We start from the raw sequence: 25,826 nt of genomic DNA, 5'->3' as shown, positions 1-25,826 counted from the left end.
TGCATTCCTGTGTGCGCGGTTTCCCCGCATTCCGGATTTCCGGACGGTCAGACCGGTGCCACGTCGAGCACGAGCGGCCCGCCGGGGCGCATCGTGAACGTGAGGACCGGCCGGGGCACGGGAACCGAGGAGGGCGCGATCCGCACCTCGCGCAGAACGGACGCCATCAGGATCTTGATCTCGGTCAGCGCGTATTGCGCGCCGATGCAGATCCGCGGCCCGTCGCCAAATGGGATGTACTGACCCCGCGGCGGCGCGACGTCGAGGAACCGCTCGGGGCGGTATTGCGCAGGCGCGTCCCACAAGACCTCGTTCCGGTGCAGCGAATAGACCGGGAAGAACAGCGCGTCGCCTGTCTTGAAGTGAATGCCCTTCACCTCGACGTCCTTGTCGGCATCGCGCGCGAAGAAAGCGGCGGAGGGGTAGAGGCGGAGCGTCTCCTGCACATGGGAATGCAGCAGTGGCATGGCCTGCACGTCGTCGAAACCGATGGGACCTTCCGGGCGCACGGAAAGGACTTCCTGGCGGATACGCTCCTGCGTGTCGGGATCGAGCGACAGGAGGTAGAAGCCCCAGGCGATCGCGTTCGCCGAGGTCTCGTGACCTGCCACGACGAAGGTCAGCAGGTTGTCGACCGTCGTTTCGAGGTCCTCGAAATCGTTGTCCACGGCCTCGATCAGGAGGTCGAGGAAATCGAGTGGTTCGGGACGTTTCTCGGCCCGGCGCGCCTCGATCACATGGCGGGCGAGGTCGCGCATCGTGGTCACCGGCGCCATGCTGCGCAGCCATTTCTTGCGCGGCAGCCATTTGGGCAAGCCCATGACGTCGAAAAGCGAGATCTTCGAGATGTACTCGAAATAGGTCAGCAGGCCGCGTCGGATCTGCTCGGAGGTCACGTCGACCGTGCCCGAGAACATGACCCGCGAGATGTTGGCGAGCGTGGCGGCCGGCGCCACCTGGACGAAATCCACGGGCCCCGGGTTGTCGGCCAGCGAGCGCCCGATCTCGATGCCCGTCTCGGCGAAATAGGCGGAGAGGCGGGGGAGATTGCGCGCGGCGAAGAGCGGCGAGTAGCGATGCCGCTGCTGGCGCCATTTTTCGCCCTCCGACAGGATCAGTCCGTTGCCCACGGCCGAGCCGATGATGTCCTTGGTGAACTTGGCTTTCGGGAAAGCGCGACCCTCGCCGACCAGCAGCTCGGTCACGATCTCGGGGTCGCAGATGTAGTGAATGTTCAGCGGGCCGCGCATGTACGTCTGGCGCACGGTCTCGATCGGGATGACTTCCAGCATGTTGCGTCCGGCAAGCTGGGCGAACCGCAACAGGCCGACCGGACCCTCGGCAAGCTGGGCGGCGATCGGTTCGATCCGCTGTGCCATCGAGTACGTCATCTGGTTCATGTTCACTGCGCCCTTGTCGCCCGAACCGGCCAATACAACCGACAGGATTTCCGCAAGCGCCCTCCCCAGGGGACCTGCGACGAACGTTCCGGACGAGGATGTCCCGACCGGCGGCAGCTGGTGCCGAACATGCGCGCCCCACGGATTATTGCAACCCCTGACATCGGCGACGCGGCGTCCCGGCGGACTTTTGGGCGGAAAATGGCTTGTGGCAGGAATGCCATGCCATTGGCTAGGAACATTAATCCCGAAATGCCGCGTTGCGGAAACGGTCGTGCAGAAAAGCGCCACTTTCTCAGCAATTTTTCAACAGACTTGCTGTGCAAAGGTTAACACTACGCCCATCCGATCCGGTGCGGGGCCTGTGCCTCTGCCGTGGCGACGCGGTCGTGAATCTGGGGCGAATTCGGACGGCAAGATGACCCAAGGTGTTGATAGAACGGGAAAAAGATGAGCGCCGCTGATCCCGCGTCTCGTGGGAAAAACAACGCGGAGCGTGGCGAGCAGCTTCTTCAGAACCTGCGCGACTACGCGGATGCGGCCTTTGCGCTGATCTGGCAACGCCAGGCGATCTTCCTCGCCGCGGCGTTGCTGACTGCGTTCTATTTCGATCCGATCAAGGCCGTTCTCTTCTACGTCGTCATCATTCTTTGCGAGATCCAGGATCTTTGGATCGCCAAGCGGGTCGCCGTGCTCAGCCCCGATGACAAGGCGGGCATACGCCAATGCCTCTTTTCCGTCCTGTTCAACACGATCCTCAGTTCGGGCGCGATCAGTGCCTACGTGATCTCGGTCGCGGCGATGCAGGAAACCGGCGGCCATTTCACGCCGCTTTTCTTCCTGTTCGCCGCCGCGCTTTTCGCGGCGATGAACAACCATCAGATCGTCTGGGCGCTTGCCGTGCGCCTCGCGATCTACGGGCTGTCGTTCCTCTACATCACCGTTCAGGACATCCTGATGGTGCGTCCCGACCTGTCCTCGGAACTGTGGTTGCAGTTCTTCACGGTCGTCTTCGTGATGTACTTCCTGATCGACTGTTCGGTCGTCTTCCTGCGGCTCTACCGCCGCAACCTCGCGCAGCTTCAGGAACTGAAGGCCGAGCATGAGCGCACCAAGGCCGCCCTCGTCGTGAAGTCGCAGTTCGTCTCGATCGTGAGCCACGAACTCCGGACGCCGCTGACCTCGATCAAGGGCTCGCTCGAACTGATCAACTCGGGGCAGCTGGGCGAGATCCCGCCGCGGCTCATGCCGCTCATCGCCATGGCCAGCAAGAACAGCCAGCGGCTCGCCCACCTGATCGACGACCTGCTCGACCTGCAGAAGATCGAGGCTGGCGAGATGAAGTTCAAGCGCGAGCGCGTGAACATCCAGGGCCTTGTCGCCGACGCGATTGCCGCCAACGAGGGGCTGGCGCGCAAGTACAACGTGACCCTCGGCCTCGGCGCCATGGCCGAGACCCCGCTCTTCGTCCTGGCCGACGAGGCGCGCCTGATGCAGGTCCTGTCGAACATCATCTCGAACGCCGCCAAGTTCTCGTTCGAAGGCGGCGATGTCGTTGTCGGCTGTTCGTTGGAGGGCGGCAAGGTGCGCATCTTCGTGCGCGACCATGGCGTCGGCATCCCCGAAGGCTCGCGCGACAAGGTGTTCGACCGCTTCACCCAGCTTGACAGCTCGGACCAGCGGCGCGCGGGGGGCACCGGTCTCGGCATGAACATCTCGCGCGAGATCGTCGAGCAGTTGTCCGGACGCATCGACTACGAAAGCGAGGTGGGCGTCGGCACGACCTTCTTCGTCGAATTCCCCGTCGCGCGTCCGGCGCCGTCGCTGCCGGGCTACGAGGCGGCCAACGTCACATCCAAGCCCCGCGTGGCCAGCGGCGCCTGAAGTCGGCCGGCCAATATCCTTCAAATGCAGCGCAACTGCCCATGGTCGGCCGAGGCCGCCGAGGCAACCATTCGTGTTTTCAGACGGTTGGGCAGATTTCGTTCCGCCGATGGCGCGAAGGATTCGAATTCCGCGGTTCATCTTTCCGAAAGAACGGCCGGCCAAGCTGACAGGACGGCGTGCCCCTGGGCGCGTCACCTGAGTGTGATTTCGGAAAGGTCCCATAATGCGCAAGATCGCGTTTGTCCTCATCGCGGCGGGCCTCGGCTCGCCGGTCCTCGCCAACGATTTCGAGCCTGCCATGCAGGCCTTCCTCGATGGCGAGATCCGCAACTGGGCCCAATCGGGCGAGATCGTGTCGGCCATCCTGACCCAGAACATGGTCAACGACGGGCTCGACGCCGCCGCCATCGGCGCCCTCGATGCCGCATGGCAGGCGGAAATCGGGGCTGCGGCCTCGCCAACCATCGATCCGGTGCTCCAGAACGCAGCCGCCGATTTCCTGCGCACCCGCGTCGAGGCATCGGGCGGGCGGATCACGGAAGTCTTCATCATGGACCGCCATGGTCTGAACGTCGCGGCCTCGGCCATGACGTCCGACATGTGGCAGGGTGACGAGGCGAAGTTCACCGAAACGTTCGCCTTGGGCCCCGACGCCGTGCATTTCAGCGACGTGGAACTGGACGAGTCGACGCAACGCTACCAGGCGCAGATTTCCGTCACCATCGTCGATCCCGACAGCGGCGACGCCATCGGCGCGATGACGGTTGGCGTCGATGCCGAAGCGCTGCTCTGACGCCGCGCGCACGTCCTGATTTCCCATATCGGAGCCCGAGAATGGAAACCGCACGCCTGCGCTTCGTCAATGCCTCCGTCTTCGTGAAATGCCTCCTGCTGATGGCGGGCGCCACCATCCTCGTGGCGACCGTCCTGTCGGTGCTGAGTGTGAGGACGGTGAACCGAGCGGTGGACAACGGCGTGCGGGACCTCGGCGCGGAGGTCACGGCGGGGGCCGCACTTGTCCAGGGGTCGGCCCTGCGCTTCGGCAACGCCGAGGCGGTGGGCGCTGCGCTCGAACAGATCGTCGAGCGTTCGGACGGCGCGGCGCTCCGGGGCGTGGCGGTGGATGCGCGCGGCGAGGTCGTCGCCGAAGCCGGCCCGGCGACGGACGGGGCAGGGGACGCGTTGAACGCGCTCGCGCAGGCGGCGGCGGCGACAGGTGAGCCACAGGCCGATGCCGAAGGCTTTATGCTGGCCTACCCGAGTTTTGCCGGTGCGGACGGGTCCACGCTGGCAGGTGCGATCGCGTTCCGGTGGTCGCCCGAAATGGGCCGCGACGCCGCGCGCCTGCAGCAGGCGATGAACCTCGGCGCATCGGCGCTCGTCCTGGTGCTCCTCCTCGTGGGCGCGGCCGCGTTGCTCAAGGTCGCGGTCTCCCGTCCGATCACGGACCTTGCCGGGCAGATCGTCACGCTGACGGGTGGAACCTACGACGAGGCGATCCCCCACGAGGATCGCGGCGACGAGATCGGAACGATCGCGCGCAACCTCGGCGCCCTTCAGGCGCAACTGGCCCGCGCCGCGCGCGCCGCCGAGGAGCGCGCCCTCATCGAAGCGACGCAAACACGTGTCGTGCAGGACCTGACCGTTGCGCTCCAGCGCCTTGCCGAGGGTGATCTCACCCGCCCGATCGAGGCCGCCTTTCCCCCGGGGTATGAGCCACTGAGGCAAAACTACAACGAGACCGTCGCGACGATCCTGCGCGTGATCGAGCAGATGGCGCGAAATGCAGGGACGATCCGGGGCAGTGCCGCGGCCATCGCCGACAGTTCGGCGGATCTGTCGGCCCGGACCGAGAACCAGGCCGCCTCGCTGGAGGAGACCGCGGCCGCGCTGGACATGATCACAAGGAACGTGAATGCATCAGCCGTCGCCGCTCAGGATGTCGAGAGGATCGTGACAGAGGCCAGGGCGCGGGCCCTCCAGTCCAGCAGCGTCGTGGAGCAGACCGTCGACGCCATGTCACGGATCGAGGAGTCGTCGCGCCAGATCACCCGCATCACCTCTGTGATCGACGAGATCGCCTTCCAGACCAACCTGCTTGCGCTGAATGCCGGCGTAGAGGCGGCGCGCGCAGGCGAGGCCGGCCGTGGCTTTTCGGTCGTGGCCAACGAGGTGCGGGCGCTCGCGCAGCGTTCGTCCGACGCCGCGAACGAGATCAAGGGGCTGATCGCCGACAGTTCCGGCCATGTCGGGCGTGGGGTCGAACTCGTGGCCAGCGCCGGCGCGGAACTCTCCGCCATCACCGAGAGCGTTTCGACCATCTCTGCCCATGTCGAGGGGATCAGCCGCAGCGCGCGCGAGCAATCCGCGAGTCTCGCCGAGGTCAATTCCGGCGTGTCGCAACTCGACCGGGTCACCCAGCAGAACGCCGCCATGGTGAGCGAGGCGAGCGAGGCGAGCCAGACGCTGCGCGGTGAAGCGGAAATCATGGCGCAGAGCATCGCCGTCTTCCGCCTTCCCGGGGCGTCCGTCGACACCGACCGTGCGGCGCCGCATCGATTGTCCGCCTGATGCTGTCCCGATCCGGTGACACGATGGCGTGCCCGGACAAGTGTGACGATCGCGTCCTGCCCTGCATCCCTTCCGGCGCGGCCCCGAGCCGTTCGACCGGTGCGATCTCGCCGGCTCTCGGCCGTCCGCCACCTTGCAGTCGCCGCGTTTGCTAAGCGTGCTCCGTAGCCCTTGAATTCGGCGTTTGCACCGGGCGCAGAATCGCGTAAATTCGACCAAACGGTCGGGAATACGGGAGGAGAGTTTGGCCGAGGCGCTGATCTGCGACGGGGTGCGGACGCCCATCGGCCGACATGGCGGAGCGCTGGCCGCCATGCGGCCCGATGACATGGCCGCGGTCCCGATCCGTGCGCTTCTCGAGCGCAACTCCGGCCTCGATCCTGCCGGCATCGACGAGGTTCTTCTGGGCTGCGCCAACCAGGCGGGCGAGGACAACCGCAACGTGGCACGCATGGCGGCCCTTCTCGCGGGACTGCCCGTCGGGGTGCCGGGCATCACGCTCAATCGTCTTTGTGCCAGCGGAATGGACGCGATCGGCTTCGCCGCGCGCGGGATCCGCGCGGGCGACTTCGCGCTCACCGTCGCCGGCGGCGTCGAGAGCATGACGCGCGCGCCGTTCGTGATGCCAAAGGCGGAGGCCGCCTTTTCGCGGGTGACGTCAATCCATGACACCACGATCGGCTGGCGCTTCGTGAACCCGGCGCTGCACACCGCCTATGGCACTCACAGCATGCCGGAAACGGCCGACAACGTAGCGGAGGAATTCGCCATCGCGCGCGCCGACCAGGATGCCTATGCGCTGCGAAGCCAGGAACGGTGGGCACGTGCCGATGCGGCGGGCATATTCGCCGAGGAGATCGTACCAGTCAGCATCCCGCGGCGCCGGGGCGATCCCGTCATCGTGGCGCGCGACGAGCATCCGCGCCCGGAGACAACGGCCGAGGGGCTCGCGAAGCTTCGGGGCATCAACGGGCCGGAAATGACCGTGACCGCCGGCAATGCCTCGGGCGTGAACGACGGTGCCGCGGCACTTCTGATCGCAAGCCCTGAGGCGGCGGAGACACACGGGCTCAGGCCGGTCGCGCGGGTCCTCGGGATGGCGTCTGCCGGGGTCGCGCCCCGCGTCATGGGCATCGGTCCCGTGGAGGCGGTGCGCAAGCTCCTCGACCGGCTGGGCCTGAGCATCGGCCAGATGGATGTGATCGAACTCAACGAGGCTTTCGCGGCGCAGGTTCTGGCCACGACGCGCGCGCTCGGGCTCCGCGACGACGCGGACCATGTGAACCCCAATGGCGGGGCGATCGCGCTCGGCCATCCGCTTGGCATGTCGGGGGCGCGCCTTGTCCTGACCGCGGCGCGGGAACTGGAGCGTCGGGGCGGGCGCTATGCGCTGGCCACGATGTGCGTGGGCGTGGGCCAGGGCACGGCCATGGTGATCGAACGGACCTGAACGGAGGATTTTGCCATGTATGCGCAAATGGTGCAGTCGACGGGCAAGGGCGTGAAATCCCGCGCGGAGATGACGGAAGATGAACGCCGCTTCCAGGACCGGGTCGATGCGGGCGAAAAGATCGAGCCGAAGGACTGGATGCCAGAGGGTTACAGGCGGACGCTCATCCGGCAGATCGGCCAGCATGCCCATTCCGAGATCGTCGGCCAGTTGCCCGAGGGAAACTGGATCACCCGCGCGCCGACGCTTGAGCGCAAGGCGATCCTGCTGGCCAAGGTGCAGGACGAGGCGGGCCACGGCCTCTATCTCTATTGCGCTGCCGAAACCCTGGGCGTCAGCCGCGACGAGTTGACGGAGGATTTGCTCAGCGGGCGAATGAAATACAGCTCGATCTTCAACTATCCGACGCTGACCTGGGCCGACATGGGCGCGGTCGGCTGGCTCGTCGACGGGGCGGCGATCATGAACCAGGTGCCGCTGCAGCGGACGTCCTATGGGCCCTATTCCCGCGCGATGATCCGCATCTGCAAGGAGGAAAGCTTCCACCAGCGGCAGGGCTACGACATCATGCTGAAAATGGCGCGCGGCACGCCCGCGCAGAAGCGCATGGCGCAGGATGCGCTGAACCGCTTCTGGTATCCCTCGCTCATGATGTTCGGCCCCAGCGACGCGGACAGCGTGCATTCCGCGCAGTCGATGGCCTGGAAGATCAAGATCAACACCAACGACGAGTTGCGCCAGAAATTTGTCGACCAGACGGTGCCGCAGGCGGAATTCCTCGGGCTGACCGTCCCCGACCCGGACCTGAAGTGGAACGAGGAGCGCGGGCATTACGATTTCTCCGAGCCCGACTGGTCGGAGTTCTTCGCGGTGATCGCGGGCGAGGGACCCTGCAACGCGGAACGGATGGCCGCCCGGCGCAAGGCCTGGGACGACGGCGCCTGGGTCCGGGAGGGCCTGATGGCGCATGCGGAAAAGAAGCGCGCGGCGAAGGTCGCGGCGGAATGACCTGGCGGGGCAGACTTTTGCAAAAGTCTGCCCCCAGGCTCTTGCAAGAGCCTGACCGGAGTTTTGCAAAACTCCGGCGCGGCGGCGAAGCAGAGGAGGACAGCATGACCGACCGAACCGAGTGGCCCCTCTGGGAGGTCTTCATCCGGGGCCAGCACGGGATCAGCCACCGCCATGTGGGCTCGCTCCATGCGCCCGATGCCGAGAAGGCTGTCCGCAACGCGCGCGACGTCTACACCCGCCGGAACGAGGGTGTCTCGATCTGGGTGGTCGAGGCGCGGCACATCGCGGCCTCCTCGCCGTCGGACAAGGGCCCGCTCTACGAGCCGGCGCGCTCCAAGGTCTACAGGCATCCGACCTTCTTCGACATTCCCGACGAGGCGGGGCACATGTGATGGACGAGAACGCTGCGCTGTTCGAGTTTCTCCTGCGGATGGGGGACAACACGCTGATCCTCGGCCACCGGGTTTCCGAGTGGTGCGGGCACGCGCCGGTGCTGGAGGAGGACATCGCGCTGGCCAACACCGCGCTCGACCTCATCGGGCAGACGCAGATGTGGCTGGGGCTCGCCGGCGAGATCGAGGGACAGGGGCGCAGCGCCGACGATCTCGCCTTCCTGCGCGACGCCTGGGACTTCAGGAACCTCCTGCTGGTCGAGCAGCCCAACGGCGATTTCGGCCAGACGATGATGCGCCAGTTCCTGTTCGACGCCTGGCACCTGCCGATGCTGACCATGCTGGCCGTGGGCGGCCACGAGCGGATCGCCGAGATCGCGGCCAAGGCCGCGAAGGAGGCCGCCTATCATCTCGACCGCTCGGCCGACCTCGTCATCGGCCTCGGCGACGGGACCGAGGAAAGCCACGCGCGCATGCAGGCCGCGCTCGACCTGCTCTGGCCCTACATGGCCGAGCCCTTCGAGGCCGACGAGGTGGATGCCGCGATGACCGAGGCCGGTGTGGCACCTGATCCGGGCACCATGCGCGGGGCCTTCATGGAAAAGGTCGGGGCGGTGATGGACGCCGCGACGCTGACCGTCCCCGAGCGGCGTTTCGCGCAGACCGGCGGCAAGTCCGGCGTGCGGCATTCCGAGCATCTCGGTCACATCCTGACTCAGATGCAATGGCTCCAGCGCGCGTATCCGGGGGCGGCATGGTAGGGTCGCATCCGTCCACGGAGGAGGTCTGGGCCTGGCTCGACCTGGTTCCCGACCCCGAGATCCCGGTGATCTCGGTCGTGGATCTCGGCATCGTGCGCGACGTCGACTGGGACCGCGGCACGCTCGTCGTCACGGTGACGCCGACCTATTCGGGCTGCCCGGCGACGTCGCTGATCGCGCTGGAAATCGAGGCGGCGCTGGCCGCGCAGGGGGTGCGGGACATCCGCATCGAAACGCGCATCGCACCCGCCTGGACCACCGACTGGCTGAGCGAGAAGGGCCGTGCGCGGCTCGAGGAATTCGGCATCGCGCCGCCACAGAAGGCGGGTGGGCCCGACCGTTGCCCGCGCTGCGGCGCGAGAGACCTGGAACGCGTGAGTCAGTTCGGCTCCACCCCCTGCAAGGCGCAGTGGCGTTGCCGCGAGTGCCTCGAACCCTTCGACTACTTCAAGTGCATCTGAGAGGGCGGCCTTGCCACGCTTCCACGACCTGACCGTGACCGCGATCGAGAAGACCATCCGCGACGCCGTGGTGGTCACGCTCCGGCCGCCCGAGGGGGCGGATTTCTCGTTCCGTCCGGGCCAGTACCTCACCTTCCGGCGCGATTTCGACGGGCAGGAACTGCGCCGCACCTACTCGGTCTGCTCGGGGCTGGACGACGGGGTCCTGCAGGTGGGCATAAAGCAGGTCGACGGCGGGGCCTTCTCGACCTTCGCCAACGAGGAGCTGCGCGTGGGCGACGTGCTGCAGGCCATGCCGCCCATGGGCAGCTTCACCGTCGAAATCGAGCCCACCGCCGCCCATCGCTATCTCGCCTTCGCCGGCGGTTCTGGGATCACGCCGATCCTGTCGCTGATCCGCACCGTCCTGAGCCGGGAGCCGAAGTCCTCCTTCACGCTGGTCTACGCGAACCGGGGCGTGAACACGATCATGTTCCGCGAGGAGATCGAGGACCTGAAGAACCTGCACATGGGGCGTCTTCGGGTGATCCATGTGCTCGAACACGACGCGCAGGAGATCGAGCTTTTCACCGGCCGCGTGACGCAGGAGAAATGCGCGGCCCTTTTCGAGGGCTGGATCGATGTGGGCGGCATCGACATGGCGCTTCTCTGCGGGCCCGAGCCGATGATGAAGGGCATTTCGGCAGCGCTTGAGGCCCATGGCGTGCCGAGGGAGAAGATCCGGTTCGAGCTCTTTCGTGCCGAGGCGCAGGCCGGGCGGCTGGCGCAGCCCGTGGTCTCGCGCAAGGCCGCGGCGTTCGGGGCCGCGACGATGCTCAGCGTGACGCTCGACGGGGCGACGCGCAGCTTCGAGATGCCCCCCGGCATGACCGTGCTGGAGGCCGCGCTCGCCCAGGACATCGACGTGCCCTATGCCTGCCGGGCGGGCGTCTGTTCCACCTGCCGTTGCAAGGTGACGGAGGGCGAGGTGGAGATGGACGCGAACCACGCGCTCGAGGATTACGAAGTGCGGGCGGGCTACGCGCTCTCGTGCCAGTCGCGGCCCGTCTCGGCGCGGCTCGCCGTGGATTACGACCAGTGAGGGGCCGATGACGCTGCTTCAGGTGCAGAGCTTCGCCGCCGGCGAATGGGTCGGTCTGGGGCGTGCCGCGCGGCCGGTCGCGGATGCGTCCACGGGCGAGGTCTTCGCGAGCTGCGGGCATGACGGCCTAGACTTCGGGCTGATGCGCGACTTCGCGGTGACGCGCGGCGGGCCCGCGCTTCGCGCCATGGGGTTCCATGACCGGGCGCGGATGCTGAAGGCGCTGGCGACCTGGCTCAACGAACGGCGCGAGGGGCTTTATCGCCTGTCCTACCGCACGGGCGCGACGCTGGCCGACAGCAAGATCGACATCGACGGCGGCATCGGCACGATGTTCGTGATCGCCTCCAAGGGACGGCGCGAGATGCCGGACGGGGACATCTATCTCGACGGCGGGACCGAGATGCTGTCGCGCCGCGGGACCTTCGTGGGGCAGCATGTCTGCACGCCGCTCCGCGGTGTCGCGGTCCATATCAACGCCTTCAATTTCCCGGTTTGGGGGATGCTGGAAAAGCTTGCGCCGACACTTCTGGCGGGCATGCCGGCCATCGTGAAACCCGCGACCGACAGCGCCTACCTCGCCGAGGCGGCTGTGCGCCTGATCCTCGACAGCGGGATTCTTCCCGAAGGCGCGCTGCAGCTCGTATCGGGCGGGACCGGGGACCTTCTCGACCGGCTGGGCGCACAGGATGTCGTCAGCTTCACCGGGTCCGCCGCGACCGCGCTCAAGCTGAAATCCTCGACCAGTCTGCTGGAAAACGCAGTCCGTTTCGTGGCCGAGCAGGACAGCCTGAACGCCACGATCCTGGGGCCAGACGCCGCGCCCGGCAGTCCGGAATTCGACCTCTTCGTGAAGGAGGTCCACCGCGAGATGATCGCGAAGGCCGGGCAGAAATGCACCGCGATCCGCCGCATCCTGATTCCGGAGATCCATGCGCAGGCGCTGATCGAGGCGGTCTCGGACCGGCTTGCGTCCACCCGCATCGGCGCGCCGGAGCGGGAGGGGGTTCAGATGGGCGCCCTGATCTCGCAGGCGCAGCGGCAGGACGTGCTCGACCGCGCCGCGATCCTCGGGAGAGAGGCTGAGCGTGTCTTCGGCAGCCCCGACGCCTTCGACGTCGAGGGCGCAGACGCCACGCGAGGCGCCTTTCTTCCGCCGATGCTGTTCCACTGCGCCGAGCCCGACCGCGCGAGCCGCGTCCACGACACCGAGGCCTTCGGGCCGGTCGCGACCGTCATGGGCTACCGCGACCTCGGCCATGCCTGCGAGCTTGCCAACCGGGGCGGGGGGAGCCTTGTGCTGTCCCTCGTCACCCAGGACGCGCAGGTGGCCCGCTCCGTCACGCTGGAAAGCGGGGCGTGGCACGGGCGCATCTACATCAACAACCGCGCCTCGATGAAGGAAAGCACGGGCCACGGCTCGCCCTTGCCGCACATGGTCCATGGCGGGCCGGGCCGCGCGGGCGGGGGCGAGGAACTGGGCGGGGTGCGCGGGGTCCTGCACTACATGCAACGGACAGCGGTTCAGGGCAGCCCCGACCTTTTGACGGGCATCGTCGGGCAGTGGGTCGAGGGCGCGGCGCGGCCCGAAACCGACACGCATCCCTTCACCCGCGTCTACGACGACCTGCAGATCGGCGATACCCATGTCACCGAACCCCGCACCGTCACCATGGAGGATATCGAGCATTTCGCCGAGTTCACCGGCGACCGCTTCTATGCCCACATGGACGAGGACGCGGCGGCGCGGAACCCGTTCTTTCCCGGTCGGGTCGCCCATGGCTACCTGATCCTGTCCTTCGCCGCGGGGCTGTTCGTCGAGCCCTCCGAGGGGCCTGTGCTGGCCAACACGGGGCTGGAGAACCTGCGTTTCCTCAAGCCGCTGTCACCGGGCGCAGCGATCCGCGCGCACCTGACGGTCAAGCGCAAGACGCGGCGGACCGACACCTATGGCGAAGTGCGCTGGAACGTCGAGGTCACGGACGGGGAGGGCGAGGCGGTGGCCGCATACGAGCTTTTGACCATGGTCGCCTATCGCGCCGACCGCTAGCCGGGGCTACTGCAGCATGGCGTCGGACCATTCGGCGAGGAAAGCCTCGCGGTTTAACCGGTCGAGATGGACCAGAAGACCGGGGCCCAGCCGGATGGGGCCGAATGCCGTGGCCTCCGGCCCCTGCACCGCGCCGAGCGGCGGCAAGGGAAGCGCGTCGGCGTCGTCCCGCATCCCGATGCGCAGGATCGCGTCCAGGACAGCGCCCGCTCCCTCGGGGTCCTCGGCGCTTGCCGGGATGAACGCGGTGCGCAGCATGACGGTGGCGTAGTCCTGGAGTGCCAGGATCTCCAACCGGTCGTCGCGCGCGATCCGTGCCATCGCGTAGGAGCCGAGCACGTTGTAGGCCAGGGCCAGCCGCCCCGAAGCGACATCGTCGATCATCTGCGCCGAGCAGCAATAAAGCTGGACGTCGAGCCCGCCCATCAGTTCGGACAGGCGCCAGTAGGTGTCGGAGTTCCGCGCCTCCTGCGTCGCGAAGAGGTAACCCAGGCCGCTGTCGCGCACGTCGTAGGTGCCGACGGCGCGGGCGAAGGCCTCGCGGTCGGTCCGCATCAGCGCGATCAGGTCCTGCCGGTTGCGCGGCCGGTCCCGCCCGGCGAAGCGCGCGCGGGAGATCACGGCGACCGCAGGCTCGGCGGTGAAGGCGAACAGCAGGTCGCGCCAGCGCGCCCAGCCGGGAAGTCCGGCGGTCGCATCCGAGCGGTGGGCGCGTGCGAGGCCATCGTTGGCAAGCTGGAACTGGAGATCCATGGCCGAAGAAATGGCGAGGTCATAGGACGCCCCCTCTGCGATGGCGCGGTGCAACTCGGCGCTGGAGGCGACGGCATAGTCGATCCCCAGATCCGGACGCTCGGCGGCGATACGCTCCACGAACGGGGCGAAGACGTCGATATCGGCGGTCGAGATGACGCGGATCGTCCGCTCGCCGGTGCCGGGCCAGACGCGCCGGTCCTCCAGCACCTGCGCCAGGGCGACACCGGGCAGGACAGCCAGCAGGAGGGCCGCGATCAGGCGGCGGGCAGGGTGAGCGTGACACATGCGCCAACTCCGTTGTCGCCGGGGCTGAGGGTCAGGGTTCCGCCATGCGCGCGCAGCGCCTCGTCCGCGATGGTAAGTCCCAGGCCTGAGCCCACGACCTTCTCCACGTTCGCGCCCCTGCGGAACCGTTCGACCAGCTGCGGCACCGCCGCGTCTCCGAACCCCCGGCCTTCGTCGCGGATCGTGATGCGCCACGCGCTTCCCGCCCGCTCCAGCGTGACGGTCACGACGGTCTCGGCGGGGGAATACTTCACCGCGTTGTCGAGCACGTTGCGCACCGCGTTTTCCAGCAAGATCGCGTCGCCGCGCATCGGCGCGGGCACCAGCGAGACGGAAAACGCGATGTCCTTCATCTCGGCGGTGGGGGCGAGCCCGTCGGTCACGCGCCGGATCACGGCAGCGAGGTCGAGGTCCTCGGCGCGCAGCGTCTCGGCCCGGAAGCCGACCGTGGCATGGTCGAGAAGCTGGCCGGCCGAGCGCGAGCTTTCGTCGACGGCGCGGATCATCCGGCGGAGCGTGGCCTTCACCTCCTCGCTTTCGGCGGAGTGGAGCGCGACCTCCGCCTGCGCGCGGACGGTGGCGAGCGGCGTGCGGACCCGGTGCGCGGCCTCGGTGATGAAGTCCTCGGACCGGCGGATCGAGGCGCCGAGCCGTTCCATCAGCCGGTTGAGGGCGGCCAGAAGCGGGGCAAGCTCGCCCGGCGCGTCGCGCTGCACCGGACGCAGGTCGGACGGCCCGCGACGCCCCACCGCCTGCGCGATCTCGTTCAGCGGCCGAAGCGAGTTTCGCGCCGCAGCCCAGCCAAGGCCGGTCGCCAGCAGGAAGAAGCCCACAGACAGCGCGGCGGCGCTGCGCGAGAGGCCCGCCGCGATCTCGTCCACGCCCGAGCGGGTCTGTGCCACCGATACCATGATCCGCACCGGCACCTGCCCCGACAGGACCGACCGCGTGACGGTGGCCACGCGCACCGTGGTGCCACGGTAGGCGATCGTGTCTGTCACGACCTCGCCCGCCGTCCGGGGCAGGCGCGGGACCTCCAGGTCCTCGTAGCCGGTCAAGGTGTCGTCCGCCGTCGCCACCCGGTAGAACACGCGGTCCTGGCCGATGGCGTCGAGCATGGCGAAGGCCGAATAGGGCAGTTCCAGCCGGATGTTGCCCTGTTCCGAGCCGAGCGCCCCCGCGATCGAAAGCGCGGAGGCCGCCAGAACGCCGTCCTGCGTCCGCTCGGCCGCCGCGCGCGCGAAGGAGGTGACCATCGCCCAGGACACGAGCGCCAGGACCGCCGCGATGCCGGCAAGAAGGATCGTCAGGCGCCGCCCGATGGAGCGCGAGAAACCCCAAGGCGAGGCCGCGCGTCCTGCGGCGGCCTGGCCGGCCGCGGGGCGACGCACCTTCTGCGCCACGGGGCGGGAGGCGGCGGCGTCGGTCATTCGGTCGTCAGCCGGTAGCCGATGCCGCGCACGGTCTCGATGCGCACGCCGGCGGGTTCGAGCTTGCGCCGGAGACGGCCGACATAAACCTCGATCGCGTTCTCCGAGATCTCGGCATCCTGGCTGAACAGCCGGTCGATCAGCTGGGATTTCGACAGGATCTGCCCTTTGTGCCGCGCGAAGACCTCAAGCAGGCGCAACTCGCGGTTCCTGAGGCCGAGGGTGGTGTTTCCGTAGTCGATGGTCCCCGCGCCCGGATCGAACAGCGCTTCGCCAAGCCGGATCTCGTTGCGCGAGGGGCCCGATCGTCGGCGCAGCACGGCGCGGCAGCGCGCCTCCAGCTCGGCGAAATCGAAAGGCTTGGTCAGGTAGTCGTCGGCCCCGAGGTCGAGCGTATCGACCCGGTCCGAAATCTGGCTGCGCGCGGTCAGCACGATCACCGGCAAATCGCGCGTCGCGCGGTGTTCGGTGAGGAATTGCCGCCCGTCGCCGTCGGGCAGCATCACGTCCAGAAGCATCAGGTCGTAGTCGGCCACCGAGAGCCAGTCGCGCGCCTCCGCCAGCGTCGCGGCGTGATCGGCGGCATGGCCGTCGAGCAAAAGCCGCGCGATCACGGCCTCGGCCAGCTCGCGGTTGTCCTCCACAAGGAGATAGCGCATCCCGGACGTCCTCCCCCGTCCTCCCCACCCAGGGCCTTCACCGCCCGGCCTGGCCCCGCCCCGTGTCAGGCAGATGTCAGCTTGGCGTGCAGAAATGCAGCATCGGCGGGTTGCAACCGCCTGTCAAATGGGAGGAGACAAGATGAAGATCACCATGACCCGTCGGGTCGTGATGGCTGCGGCTGTTGCGGCAATGGCGTTTTCCGGTGGCGCGCGCGCCGACCAGATGATGGATTCGGTCCATTTCCTGATCCCCGGCGGCGCCGGCGGCGGCTGGGACGGCACGGCACGCGGCACGGGCGAAGCCCTGATGAACGCGGGCATCGTCGGCAACGCCACCTACGAGAACATGTCGGGCGGCGGGGGCGGCGTGGCCATCGCGCACCTCATCGAGAACGCGCAGTCGAGCTATGGCACGCTGATGGTGAACTCGACGCCCATCGTGATCCGCGCGCTCACCGGCGAGATCGCCCAGAGCTTCCGGGACCTGACGCTGGTTGCGGGCACCGTGGGTGACTATGCGGCGCTCGTCGTGACCACCGACAGCCCGATCCAGACGATGGAAGACGCTCTGAACATGTACCGCGAGGACGGCATGGGCTTTGCCATTGGCGGCGGCTCGGTTCCGGGCGGCATGGACCATCTGGTGGCGGCCATCGTGATGCAGGCCGCGGGCGAAGATCCGACCGCCTTCAACTACATCGGCTATGACGCCGGCGGCGAGGCGATGGCCGGCCTCCTTTCGGGCGAGATCGACGCGCTGTCCACCGGCTTCTCCGAGGCCGTGGCGCTGGCCGAGCAGGGCGAAGTGCGCATCCTCGGCGTGACCGCGCCCGAGCGCGTTGCGGCCTATGCCGATGCGCCCACCTTCGCCGAACAGGGCATCGACGCCCAGTTCGTGAACTGGCGCGGCTTCTTCGGCGCCCCGGGCATGCCGGAAGAGCAGGTCGCCGCCTATCAGGAGATGCTGGGCGCGATGCTGGAAACCCCCGAGTGGGAAGAGGTTCGCGGCCGCATGGGCCTCGTGAACATCTACCGCCCCGGCGGCGAGTTCGAGGCCTTCCTCGAAGCGCAGGAGCAGCAGATCGGCGACCTGATGCGGGAACTCGGCTTCCTCTGAGGGGCCGGCGCGCGCGCCCGCGTCGCGGGCGTGCCTCCGCCCGACGCGATCTCCCTGGGCCGGTCGGCATGTCCGGCCCAGGGGGCAAGGACAAGGCCCCGAAACGGGGGAGGGAGGGAGATACGATGGCGCTCGACCGCTGGATCGCGCTGGCCTTTATCGCGCTGTGTTGCGTTTATGGCTATGCCGCGTTTTTCACGATGGATGACATCCTGCCGCCGATCCTCAGGCGGAACCCGATCTGGCCCTCCACCTTCCCCAAGATCCTGGCGGTGGCGGGGATCATCGTCGGCCTGATCGTCCTGTTCTCGGCCAAACCCGCGGCAAAGGCGGAGAAGGCCGACGGAACCATCGATCTGAGCCGCCTAGGCGAGTACCACATCTGGCAGGCGATCGGCCTCCTGGCGCTCATGGTGGCTTACGCGATGACGCTCCGGCCGCTGGGTTTTCTGACCTCGACGGTGCTGTTTCTCGTGCTTGGCGCGACGCTTCTGGGCGAGCGCAAGTTTCACATCCTGATCCCCGTGGCCGTCATCGGCGCCGGGTCGATCTGGTATCTCGTGCAGGAGGTGCTGGGTATCTTCCTGCGCCCCTGGCCGGCCTTCCTGGTCTGAGGAGACACGCGCCATGCTTGAAGGTCTGATGATCGGTCTGGCCGCTGCGGTCACGCCATTCAACCTGATGATGGTCGTCTTCGGCTGTGTCATCGGAACGCTGATCGGCATGCTGCCGGGGCTCGGGCCCATGTCGATCATCGCCATCATGATCCCGGTGGCCATCGGTCTGGGCGACCCCACCGCGGCGCTGATCCTCCTGTCGGGGGTCTATTACGGGGCGATCTTCGGAGGCTCGACCTCCTCGATCCTGCTGAACGCGCCGGGGGTCGCGGGCACCGTCGCGACCAGTTTCGACGGCTATCCAATGGCCCGAAAGGGGCAGGCGGGCAAGGCGCTGACCATCGCGGCCATCGCGAGCTTCGCGGGCGGCACGATCGGCGCGATCCTCCTGATGATCTTCGCGCCCGCGCTCTCCACCGTCGCGCTCCTGTTCCATTCGGCGGAATACTTCGCGCTGATGGTCGTGGGCCTTTCCGCCATCGCGGCCTTCGCGGGCACGGGGCAGGTCGGCAAGGCGCTGATGATGACGATCCTGGGCCTGATGATGGGCACCGTGGGCGAGGGCGCGCTGTCGAACATGCCGCGCTTCACCTTCGGAATGATGGAGCTTCAGTCGGGCTTTTCCTTCATCACGCTCGCCATGGCCATGTTCGCGTTGCCCGAGGCGCTGTTTCTCGTGATGAACCCCGCCCGCCAGGCCCAGGGCGAAAGCGGCAAGATCACGGGCCTGCGCATCTCGCGGGAAGAGGCGAGGTCGATCGCCCCGGTGATCGGGCGGCAGTCGCTTCAGGGCTTCTTCATCGGTGTCTTGCCGGGCGCGGGGGCGACCATCGCCTCCTTCCTCGGCTATGCGGTGGAGCGCAACATCGCCAAGGGCGCCGAGCAGGAGGAATTCGGCAAGGGCTCGATCAAGGGCCTCGCCGCGCCCGAGACCGCGAACAACGCGGCCTGCACCGGGTCCTTCGTGCCGCTTCTGACGCTGGGGATCCCCGGGTCGGGGACGACGGCGATCCTTCTGGGCGCGCTCATCGCGCTCAATGTGACGCCGGGGCCGCGGCTGATGACGGACCAGCCGGACGTGTTCTGGGCGGTGATCATCTCCATGTATATCGGGAACCTCGTGCTCCTGATCCTGAACCTTCCGCTCATCCCCTACATCGCGAAGATCCTCGCGGTTCCAAGGAACTATCTGATCCCCTTCATCCTCTTCTTCACCCTGATGGGAAGCTACATCGGCCAGAACAATCATGTGGAGCTTCTGATCCTCGTGGGGTTCGGGGTGGTGGCGACGATCCTGCGGTTCGCGGATTATCCGCTCGCGCCGCTTCTGATCGGGTTCATCCTCGGCACGATGCTCGAGGACAACTTCGCCCGCGCGATGCAGCTCTACCAGGGGTTCGGCTTCATCCTCGAACGGCCGATGACCCTGGCGCTTCTGGTCCTGGCTGGCCTGCTCGTGGTCCTGCCGAGCTATCGTGCACGGCGGGCGCGCAAGCGGGCCGAGGGGGTGGCCGACGGGGACTGACGCCGCGTTCCGCCGCATGGACCCGTCCGCATCCCGGCGCTAGGCAGGTGGCGGACAACCGGATGGGAGACGGGACATGGTCATTTTCGAAGGGCAGGCGGCGGTCGTCACGGGCGGCGCATCGGGACTTGGCGAGGCGAGCGCGCGCGCATTGGCCGGCGCCGGCCTGAGGCCCGCGATCTTCGACGTCAACGCCGATGCGGGAGAGGCGCTCGCCACGCAGACCGGGGGCCTGTTCTGCCGGGTCGACGTGACCGACCCGGCCTCCGTCGCCGCCGCGCTCGACCGGGTGGAGGCCGAAGTCGGCACGATCCGCATCGCCATCAACTGCGCCGGGATCGCGCCTGCGGCCAAAACCGTCTCGCGTGGTGCCGCCCATGACCCCGACGTCTTCGCCCGCACCATCGGCGTGAACCTTCTCGGCACCTTCAACGTGGCGAGCCAGGCCGCGGCGCGGATGGTGGAGGCCGAGCCGCTCGGCCCCGACGGGCAGCGCGGCGTCATCGTCAACACAGCCTCCGTCGCCGCCTTCGAGGGGCAGGTGGGGCAGGTGGCCTACGCGGCCTCCAAGGGCGGCGTCGCGGCCATGACGCTGCCCATGGCGCGCGACCTCGCCGACAAGGGCGTGCGCGTCTGCGCGATCGCGCCGGGCCTCTTTCTCACGCCGATGCTCAAGGGCCTGCCGCAGGAGGTCCAGGACAGCCTGGGTAGCCAGGTTCCCTATCCCTCGCGGCTTGGCGACCCGGACGAATTCGCGGCGCTCGTGCTTCACATAGTGCAAAATCCCATGCTGAACGGTACTGTGATCCGGCTGGACGGCGCGATCCGGATGGCACCAAGGTAGGGGTATCGGCAAGTTCGGGAGTGCGGCATGTCCGGCGACACGGTTCTAATCGCGGGCGGCGGTATCGCCGGCCTGTCGCTGGCACTTACGCTGCACCAGATCGGGGTGCCGGTTCGCGTCTTCGAGGCGAGCCCCGATGTCAAGCCGCTGGGCGTGGGGATCAACCTGCAACCGAACGCCGTCCGGGAGCTGTTCGACCTCGGGATCGGGCAGGACGCGCTCGACGAGGTGGGGCTGCCCGCGCTCGAATGGGCGCTGGTCGGGTTGAACGGCAACGACATCCATGCCGAGCCGCGTGGCCTCTCCGCGGGTTACCTCTGGCCGCAATACGCCGTGCACCGCGGCGCGTTCCTCATGCTGCTCTACCGCACGGTGCTGGAGCGGCTGGGGTCCGACGCCGTCATGACGGGCGCGCGCGCGACCGGCTACGCGCAGGACGCGGACGGTGTCACGCTCCACCTGCGCCACGGTGACGGGACCACGGAAGACGTGCACGGCGCGCTTCTGGTCGGCGCGGACGGGATTCATTCGGAGCTCCGCGCGCAGATGCACCCCGAACAGGGGCCGATCCACTGGGGCGGGGCGCTGATGTGGCGGGGCACCGTGAGGGCCAGGCCCATCCGCACTGGGTCGAGCTTCGTCGGGCTTGGCACCGACCGGCATCGCATGGTGATCTACCCGATCTCGAAGCCCGACGCGGACGGCCGCGCGCTGATCAACTGGATCGCCGAGGTGACGCAGGACAGCGATGGCGGCTGGCCCGGCGAACGCTGGTTCATCCCAGCCGAGACGGAGGATTTCGTCCATCATTTCGATGATTTCCGCTACGACTGGCTGGATGTGCCGGCGATGCTTTCGGCCTCGGACGTGGCCTACGTGAACCCGATGATCGACCGCGATCCGGTGCCGACCTGGGTCGAGGGGCGCGTGGCCCTGATGGGGGACGCGGCCCATGCGATGTATCCCACGGGGTCCAACGGCGCGAGCCAGGCGATCGTGGATGCCCGCGTCATTGGCGCGAAGCTGCTGGCCCATGGCGTGTCACCGCAGGCGCTTGCCGCCTATGACGCGGAGCTGTGCGGCCCGGTCTCGGAGCTTGTGCTGAGAAACCGGCAGGCGGGACCCTTCGGCCTCCTGACGCTGGTGTCCGAACGCTCGGGCGGGGTCTTCGAGGATATCGACGACGTGATCCCGCCGGAGGAGCGCGCGGCCTTCATCGCCGACTACAAGGCCGCGGCAGGCTTCGCCGTCGAGCGCCTGAACGCGGCGCCGCCGACGATCCCGAAAGGCGCGAGGATCGCCTGACACTTGGAAGGTCCGGGGGGACTGGCGCAGGCCGGAAAAACGCGACACATCTTGGCATGGCGCAACCGGCGCCGGACGACCTAGGACTGACCGAAATGACCCGCCACAACTCCACCGCCGAGATCCGCGCCCTCGATGCGGCGCACCATATCCACCCCTTCACCAACACGCGCGAGCTGAATGCGAAGGGTGCCCGCGTCATCACCGGGGCCGAGGGCGTCTGGCTGACCGACAGCGAGGGCAACCGAATCCTCGACGGGATGGCGGGACTTTGGTGCATGGCGGCGGGCTACGGCCGGCAGGAGATCGTCGACGCGGTGGCCGAGCAGATGCGCGAGCTGCCGTTCTACAACACCTTCTTCCAGACCACGCATGAGCCGGTGGCCGAGCTGTCGCAGCTTCTGTCGACGCTGACCCCGCCGCAGTTCAACCGCTTCTTCTACACGTCCTCGGGGTCCGAGGCGAACGACACGATCATCCGGCTGGTGACGTATTACTGGCAGCTTCTCGACAAGCCGCGCAAGAACGTCATCGTCTCTCGGCGGGGCGGCTATCACGGCTCGACCGTCGCGGCGGCCGCTGTCGGCGGCTTCGACGCGATGCACAGGCAGCCGGGCCTGCCCGTCGGCAACGTCTTCCATGCGCCGCGCCCCGCCTGGTGGGCCGAGGGCGGCGACATGAGCCCCGAGGATTTCGGGCAGAAGGTCGCCCGCGACACGCTTTCGCTGATCGACGGGATCGGCGTCGACCGCGTCGCGGCCTTCCTGGCCGAGCCGGTGATGGGCGCGGGTGGCGTCGTGATCCCGCCCGAGACCTACTGGCCCATGCTCTGGGCCGGGCTCAAGGAACGTGGCGTCCTTCTCATCTCGGACGAGGTTATCTGCGGCTTCGGGCGGACCGGCAACTGGTTCGGCTGTGAGACCTACGGCACCGAGCCCGACTTCATGACGATGGCCAAGGCGCTGACGTCCGGATACGTTCCCATGGGCGCGGTCGCGGTCTCGGACCGCATCGCCGAGGTCCTGATCGACAAGGGCTCGGAGTTTACCCACGGCTACACCTATTCCGGGCATCCGGCGGCAGCGGCGGCGGCGCTCGTGAACCTGCGCATCCTGCGCGACGAAGGGCTGGTGGAGCGTGTCCGCGACGACATCGGGCCCTACCTTCAGGAAAAGTGGACCGCGCTCGCGGATCACCCGCTGGTGGGCGAGGCGGTGATGAAGGGGTTCTTCGGCGCGATGCAGCTTTGCGCCGACAAGGCCGGCCGCGTTCCCTTCCCCGAAGATGCCGAGGTCGGCATCATCGCGCGCGACCATTCCTTCAACTCGGGGCTGGTGATGCGGGCGGTGGGCGACCGTCTGATCGTGTCGCCGCCGCTTGTCCTCAGCCGGGCCGAGGCGGACGACCTGATCGAGAAGGCCGCCGTCACGCTCGACAAGACGCTGGCCGATGTCCGGCGGCTCGGCCTGACGTAAGCTACGGCGCGCCTTCGCCGGGGTCGGCCTTCGCCGCGGGTTCGCCTTCGGCCTGTGCGCGGTGCTTGTCGAGCCGCTGTTCGAGCATCCGGCGCGCGCGCTTCTCGGCGAGGCGCACCCGAACGAAGGTCCGGAACAGTTCCTCCGTCGTGGGCGAGGAATTGCCCAGGGTGCGCGCGATCTCGTCGGGCAGGCGGTCGTCGCCGATCTCCTCAACGGCGGCGAGAACGTCCTGAGCGAGCTGATCGGCGAGTTTCTCGGTGATCGCGCTCATGTCCGGGCCCTCAGCGGGAGGTTTCGGTCAGGCGGCGGCGCACGTAGGCCTGCACCATCTCGATCATCGGGTCCATGTAGGGATCCTCGAAGAAGTGGCCGGCGCCCTCCATCTCCTCGTGGGTGATGGTGATGCCCTTCTGCTCGTGCAGCTTGTCGACAAGGATACGCGTGTCCTGCGGCTTGGCGAAGCGGTCGTTCGTGCCGTTGACGATGAGACCCGAGGCCGGGCAGGGCGCGAGGAAGGAGAAGTCGTACATGTTGGCCGGCGGCGCGACCGAGATGAAGCCGGTGATCTCCGGCCGCCGCATCAGGAGCTGCATCCCGATCCAGGCCCCGAAGGAGAAACCTGCCACCCAGCAATGCTTGGCGTTGGGGTTCATCGACTGCAGGTAGTCGAGCGCCGAGGCCGCGTCGCTGAGCTCGCCGATACCCTGGTCGTATTCGCCCTGGCTCCGGCCCACGCCGCGGAAGTTGAACCGCAGAACGGTAAAGCCGATCTCGTGGAAGGCGTAGTGCAGGTTGTAGACGACGCGGTTGTTCATCGTGCCGCCGAACTGCGGGTGCGGGTGCAGGATGATCGCGATTGGGGCGTCCTTGACCTTTTGCGGGTGGTAGCGTCCTTCGAGCCGGCCTTCGGGGCCGGGGAAAATCACCTCGGGCATCGGGTCTCCCTCGCGAGCGGGACGGCGGGGGTGTCATTCTTGACGCGCGCCCCCGCGCTCCCTAGTAAAAGTCCGGTCCGAAAGGCGCCGCCATCCGGAGTGGTTCGCAGTTAAGCGCCACAGGCGCAAAGGTCAATTGGTCCGGGCTGTTCGGGGCGCCGGTCCGGGGAGAGGCCGATGAAACTCTCGACGAAGGGACGCTACGCCATGGTGGCGATGGCCGACCTCGCGATGTTGCCCGAGGGCAGCCTCAGCTCGCTTTCGGACGTGTCGCGACGGCAGAGCATCTCCTTGCCCTATCTCGAACAGCTTTTCGTGAAGCTGCGGCGTGCGGGGCTGGTGGAATCCGTCCGGGGGCCGGGCGGCGGCTACCGGCTGACGCGGCCGGCGTCCGACATCCGGGTGGTCGAGGTCTTCGCCGCGGTCGACGAGACGGTGGACGCGATGCACACCGGCGCCGGGGCCACGGGCGGCCTGTCGGGAAGCCGGGCGCAGAGCATGACGAACCGGCTCTGGGAAAGCCTCAGCGCGCATGTCTACGTGTTCCTGCACCAGACGCGGCTATCGGACGTGGTCAAGAACGACCTGACGCCGTGCCCGGCGGTGCCGACGCTGTTCGAGGTCGTGGACGAGGATTGAAGCCGCCGAGCGGTTCGGCGGGCGCGGCTCTCGCGTATTTATCGGACAGATGAAGGACATGGCGATGGCCGGGCGGGCGCGCGTCTATCTCGACCACAACGCGACGATGCCGCTGCGGCCCGAGGCCAGGGCGGCGATGATCGAGGCGATGGACGTCGTGGGCAACCCCTCCTCCGTGCATGCCGAGGGCCGCGCGGCCAAGTCGCTGATGGAGCGGGCGCGGGCGCAGATCGCGGTCGCGGCCGGCGCGCAGGGGGCCGATATCGTGTTCGTCTCGGGCGCGACCGAGGGCGCGGCGCTGGCGCTGGCCGGGCGGGGATTGCATGGTTCGGCCATCGAGCATGACGCCGTGCGCGCCTGGGTGACGGAGGACCTTGCCGTGGCGGCGGACGGGTCGGTGGCGATCCCGGATCCCGCGACCTCGACGATTCAGGCGGCCAATTCCGAGACCGGCATCTTGCAGGATCTGCCGCCCGGCCTTGCGGTCAGCGACTGGACGCAGGCCTTCGGCAAGGTGCCGCTCGCCTTCGACTGGTCGGGCATCGATATGGCGCTGATCTCGGCGCACAAGATCGGCGGGCCGAAGGGAATCGGTGCTCTGATCCTGCGGCGTGGCCTGGACGTCGAGCCCCGGATTCGCGGCGGCGGCCAGGAAATGGGGCGCCGGTCGGGAACAGAGAACCTCATCGGTATTGCTGGATTTGGTGGTGCGGCGCAGGCTGCCCTACAAGATCTGGAAAACGGCGTCTGGGAGCGGGTGGACAAACTTAGAAATATTCTAGAAAAGACTCTGGACCCTCGCGTGAACGGGACTATTTTTGTCGGGAAAGGAAAACCGCGGCTTCCCAATACGTCCTGCATCGTGACGCCGGGCTGGAAGGGAGAGACGCAGGTCATGCAGATGGACCTGGCGGGTTTCGCGGTTTCGGCGGGTTCGGCCTGTTCTTCGGGCAAGGTCCGGACGAGCCAGGTGCTGACGGCCATGGGCCTGGAAGAGCGGGCGGCGTCGAGCGCCATCCGCGTGTCGCTCGGGCCAGAGACGACCGAAGCGGAGGTGCGCGCCTTCGCGGAGGCCTGGGGGGCGGCACACGACCGCTTCCGCGCCAGGGGGGGATGACCCCCGCGACCTGACCCCGGCTTTGTCCGGGCCCGGTCGCCAGGGGCGGGGC

General features: G+C 67.8%; 24 protein-coding genes. 18 read left to right on the top strand and 6 right to left on the bottom strand.

Annotated elements, in window-relative coordinates; translation table 11 throughout:
• Nucleotides 1-47: 47 nt before the first annotated feature.
• Nucleotides 48-1,400 (bottom strand): cytochrome P450, encoded by a 1,353-nt coding sequence (locus N8I71_RS04130; RefSeq protein ID WP_262876662.1) that lies wholly within the window; start codon nucleotides 1,398-1,400, stop codon nucleotides 48-50.
• Nucleotides 1,401-1,850: 450 nt separating this feature from the next.
• Between N8I71_RS04130 and N8I71_RS04125 the strand changes: the two genes are divergently transcribed.
• From N8I71_RS04125 to paaZ, 10 genes are all read left to right on the top strand, one after another.
• A complete protein-coding gene (locus tag N8I71_RS04125; RefSeq protein WP_262876661.1) occupies nucleotides 1,851-3,284 on the top strand; it encodes a sensor histidine kinase in 1,434 nt (477 codons plus the stop codon).
• Between the two features lie 226 nt (nucleotides 3,285-3,510).
• Nucleotides 3,511-4,080, top strand: coding sequence for a hypothetical protein (locus N8I71_RS04120; RefSeq protein ID WP_262876660.1), 570 nt, complete (start codon nucleotides 3,511-3,513; stop codon nucleotides 4,078-4,080).
• Between the two features lie 41 nt (nucleotides 4,081-4,121).
• A complete protein-coding gene (locus N8I71_RS04115) occupies nucleotides 4,122-5,858 on the top strand; it encodes a methyl-accepting chemotaxis protein (protein WP_262876659.1) in 1,737 nt (578 codons plus the stop codon).
• Nucleotides 5,859-6,102: 244 nt separating this feature from the next.
• Nucleotides 6,103-7,308: a 3-oxoadipyl-CoA thiolase gene (gene pcaF, locus N8I71_RS04110; protein WP_262876658.1), complete on the top strand. Its 1,206-nt coding sequence runs from the start codon at nucleotides 6,103-6,105 to the stop codon at nucleotides 7,306-7,308.
• Between the two features lie 15 nt (nucleotides 7,309-7,323).
• Nucleotides 7,324-8,316 carry a 1,2-phenylacetyl-CoA epoxidase subunit PaaA gene (gene paaA, locus N8I71_RS04105; protein WP_262876657.1) on the top strand — a complete coding sequence of 331 codons (993 nt, stop codon included), beginning with the start codon at nucleotides 7,324-7,326 and terminating at the stop codon, nucleotides 8,314-8,316.
• Nucleotides 8,317-8,420: 104 nt separating this feature from the next.
• The gene (gene paaB, locus N8I71_RS04100) at nucleotides 8,421-8,711 is read left to right on the top strand and encodes a 1,2-phenylacetyl-CoA epoxidase subunit PaaB (RefSeq protein WP_262876656.1); all 291 of its coding nucleotides are present in this window, start codon (nucleotides 8,421-8,423) and stop codon (nucleotides 8,709-8,711) included.
• Complete coding sequence (gene paaC, locus N8I71_RS04095; RefSeq protein WP_262876655.1) at nucleotides 8,711-9,472, top strand: 1,2-phenylacetyl-CoA epoxidase subunit PaaC; 762 nt, start codon at nucleotides 8,711-8,713, stop codon at nucleotides 9,470-9,472. Before paaB ends, paaC begins: the two co-directional genes overlap by 1 nt.
• Complete coding sequence (gene paaD, locus N8I71_RS04090; RefSeq protein WP_262876654.1) at nucleotides 9,466-9,933, top strand: 1,2-phenylacetyl-CoA epoxidase subunit PaaD; 468 nt, start codon at nucleotides 9,466-9,468, stop codon at nucleotides 9,931-9,933. The genes paaC and paaD overlap by 7 nt, the downstream gene beginning before the upstream one ends.
• Before the next feature lie 10 nt (nucleotides 9,934-9,943).
• Nucleotides 9,944-11,014, top strand: coding sequence for a 2Fe-2S iron-sulfur cluster-binding protein (locus N8I71_RS04085; protein ID WP_262876653.1), 1,071 nt, complete (start codon nucleotides 9,944-9,946; stop codon nucleotides 11,012-11,014).
• A gap of 7 nt (nucleotides 11,015-11,021) precedes the next feature.
• Entirely contained in the window at nucleotides 11,022-13,064 is a 2,043-nt protein-coding gene (paaZ, locus tag N8I71_RS04080) for a phenylacetic acid degradation bifunctional protein PaaZ (protein ID WP_262876652.1), read from the top strand.
• 6 nt (nucleotides 13,065-13,070) lie between these two features.
• Here paaZ and N8I71_RS04075 read toward each other — a convergent pair whose 3' ends face one another.
• From N8I71_RS04075 to N8I71_RS04065, 3 genes are read right to left on the bottom strand one after another with little or no spacing between them, the layout of a single operon-like run.
• Complete coding sequence (locus N8I71_RS04075) at nucleotides 13,071-14,105, bottom strand: ABC transporter substrate-binding protein (RefSeq protein WP_262876651.1); 1,035 nt, start codon at nucleotides 14,103-14,105, stop codon at nucleotides 13,071-13,073.
• Nucleotides 14,075-15,535: a sensor histidine kinase gene (locus tag N8I71_RS04070; RefSeq protein ID WP_262876650.1), complete on the bottom strand. Its 1,461-nt coding sequence runs from the start codon at nucleotides 15,533-15,535 to the stop codon at nucleotides 14,075-14,077. The genes N8I71_RS04075 and N8I71_RS04070 overlap by 31 nt, the downstream gene beginning before the upstream one ends.
• Nucleotides 15,532-16,194 (bottom strand): response regulator transcription factor, encoded by a 663-nt coding sequence (locus tag N8I71_RS04065; protein ID WP_262876649.1) that lies wholly within the window; start codon nucleotides 16,192-16,194, stop codon nucleotides 15,532-15,534. Before N8I71_RS04065 ends, N8I71_RS04070 begins: the two co-directional genes overlap by 4 nt.
• Nucleotides 16,195-16,336: 142 nt before the next feature.
• Between N8I71_RS04065 and N8I71_RS04060 the strand changes: the two genes are divergently transcribed.
• From N8I71_RS04060 to N8I71_RS04035, 6 genes are all read left to right on the top strand, one after another.
• Entirely contained in the window at nucleotides 16,337-17,314 is a 978-nt protein-coding gene (locus tag N8I71_RS04060; RefSeq protein ID WP_262876648.1) for a tripartite tricarboxylate transporter substrate binding protein, read from the top strand.
• A 125-nt stretch (nucleotides 17,315-17,439) separates the two neighbouring features.
• Nucleotides 17,440-17,928 (top strand): tripartite tricarboxylate transporter TctB family protein, encoded by a 489-nt coding sequence (locus tag N8I71_RS04055; RefSeq protein WP_262876647.1) that lies wholly within the window; start codon nucleotides 17,440-17,442, stop codon nucleotides 17,926-17,928.
• Nucleotides 17,929-17,941: 13 nt separating this feature from the next.
• Nucleotides 17,942-19,456: a tripartite tricarboxylate transporter permease gene (locus N8I71_RS04050; RefSeq protein WP_262876646.1), complete on the top strand. Its 1,515-nt coding sequence runs from the start codon at nucleotides 17,942-17,944 to the stop codon at nucleotides 19,454-19,456.
• Between the two features lie 76 nt (nucleotides 19,457-19,532).
• Nucleotides 19,533-20,300, top strand: coding sequence for an SDR family NAD(P)-dependent oxidoreductase (locus tag N8I71_RS04045; RefSeq protein WP_262876645.1), 768 nt, complete (start codon nucleotides 19,533-19,535; stop codon nucleotides 20,298-20,300).
• A gap of 27 nt (nucleotides 20,301-20,327) precedes the next feature.
• Nucleotides 20,328-21,605, top strand: a complete 1,278-nt coding sequence (locus N8I71_RS04040; RefSeq protein ID WP_262876644.1) for a flavin-dependent oxidoreductase — start codon at nucleotides 20,328-20,330, stop codon at nucleotides 21,603-21,605.
• Between the two features lie 86 nt (nucleotides 21,606-21,691).
• Entirely contained in the window at nucleotides 21,692-23,080 is a 1,389-nt protein-coding gene (locus tag N8I71_RS04035; RefSeq protein WP_316249141.1) for an aspartate aminotransferase family protein, read from the top strand.
• Nucleotide 23,081: 1 nt separating this feature from the next.
• On the opposite strand, the gene N8I71_RS04030 is transcribed toward N8I71_RS04035, so the two are convergent.
• Both N8I71_RS04030 and N8I71_RS04025 read right to left on the bottom strand, forming a co-directional pair.
• On the bottom strand, nucleotides 23,082-23,354 hold the full coding sequence (locus tag N8I71_RS04030) for a hypothetical protein (protein WP_262876642.1): 273 nt from the start codon (nucleotides 23,352-23,354) through the stop codon (nucleotides 23,082-23,084).
• 10 nt (nucleotides 23,355-23,364) lie between these two features.
• Complete coding sequence (locus tag N8I71_RS04025) at nucleotides 23,365-24,018, bottom strand: alpha/beta hydrolase (RefSeq protein WP_262876641.1); 654 nt, start codon at nucleotides 24,016-24,018, stop codon at nucleotides 23,365-23,367.
• A 177-nt stretch (nucleotides 24,019-24,195) separates the two neighbouring features.
• Here N8I71_RS04025 and N8I71_RS04020 point away from each other — a divergent pair, with 177 nt between their 5' ends.
• Together N8I71_RS04020 and N8I71_RS04015 are read left to right on the top strand one after the other, a co-directional pair.
• Nucleotides 24,196-24,657 (top strand): Fe-S cluster assembly transcriptional regulator IscR, encoded by a 462-nt coding sequence (locus tag N8I71_RS04020; RefSeq protein WP_262876640.1) that lies wholly within the window; start codon nucleotides 24,196-24,198, stop codon nucleotides 24,655-24,657.
• Nucleotides 24,658-24,715: 58 nt separating this feature from the next.
• Nucleotides 24,716-25,774, top strand: a complete 1,059-nt coding sequence (locus N8I71_RS04015) for a cysteine desulfurase family protein (RefSeq protein WP_262876824.1) — start codon at nucleotides 24,716-24,718, stop codon at nucleotides 25,772-25,774.
• The last annotated feature ends 52 nt before the right edge of the window (nucleotides 25,775-25,826 follow it).

The organism is Roseicyclus sediminis, assembly GCF_025515305.1.
Taxonomy (GTDB): Bacteria; Pseudomonadota; Alphaproteobacteria; order Rhodobacterales; family Rhodobacteraceae; genus Roseibacterium; species Roseibacterium sediminis.
The sequence above is the reverse complement of the archived record's forward strand: the minus strand, read 5'-3'. Positions and strand labels throughout refer to the sequence as shown.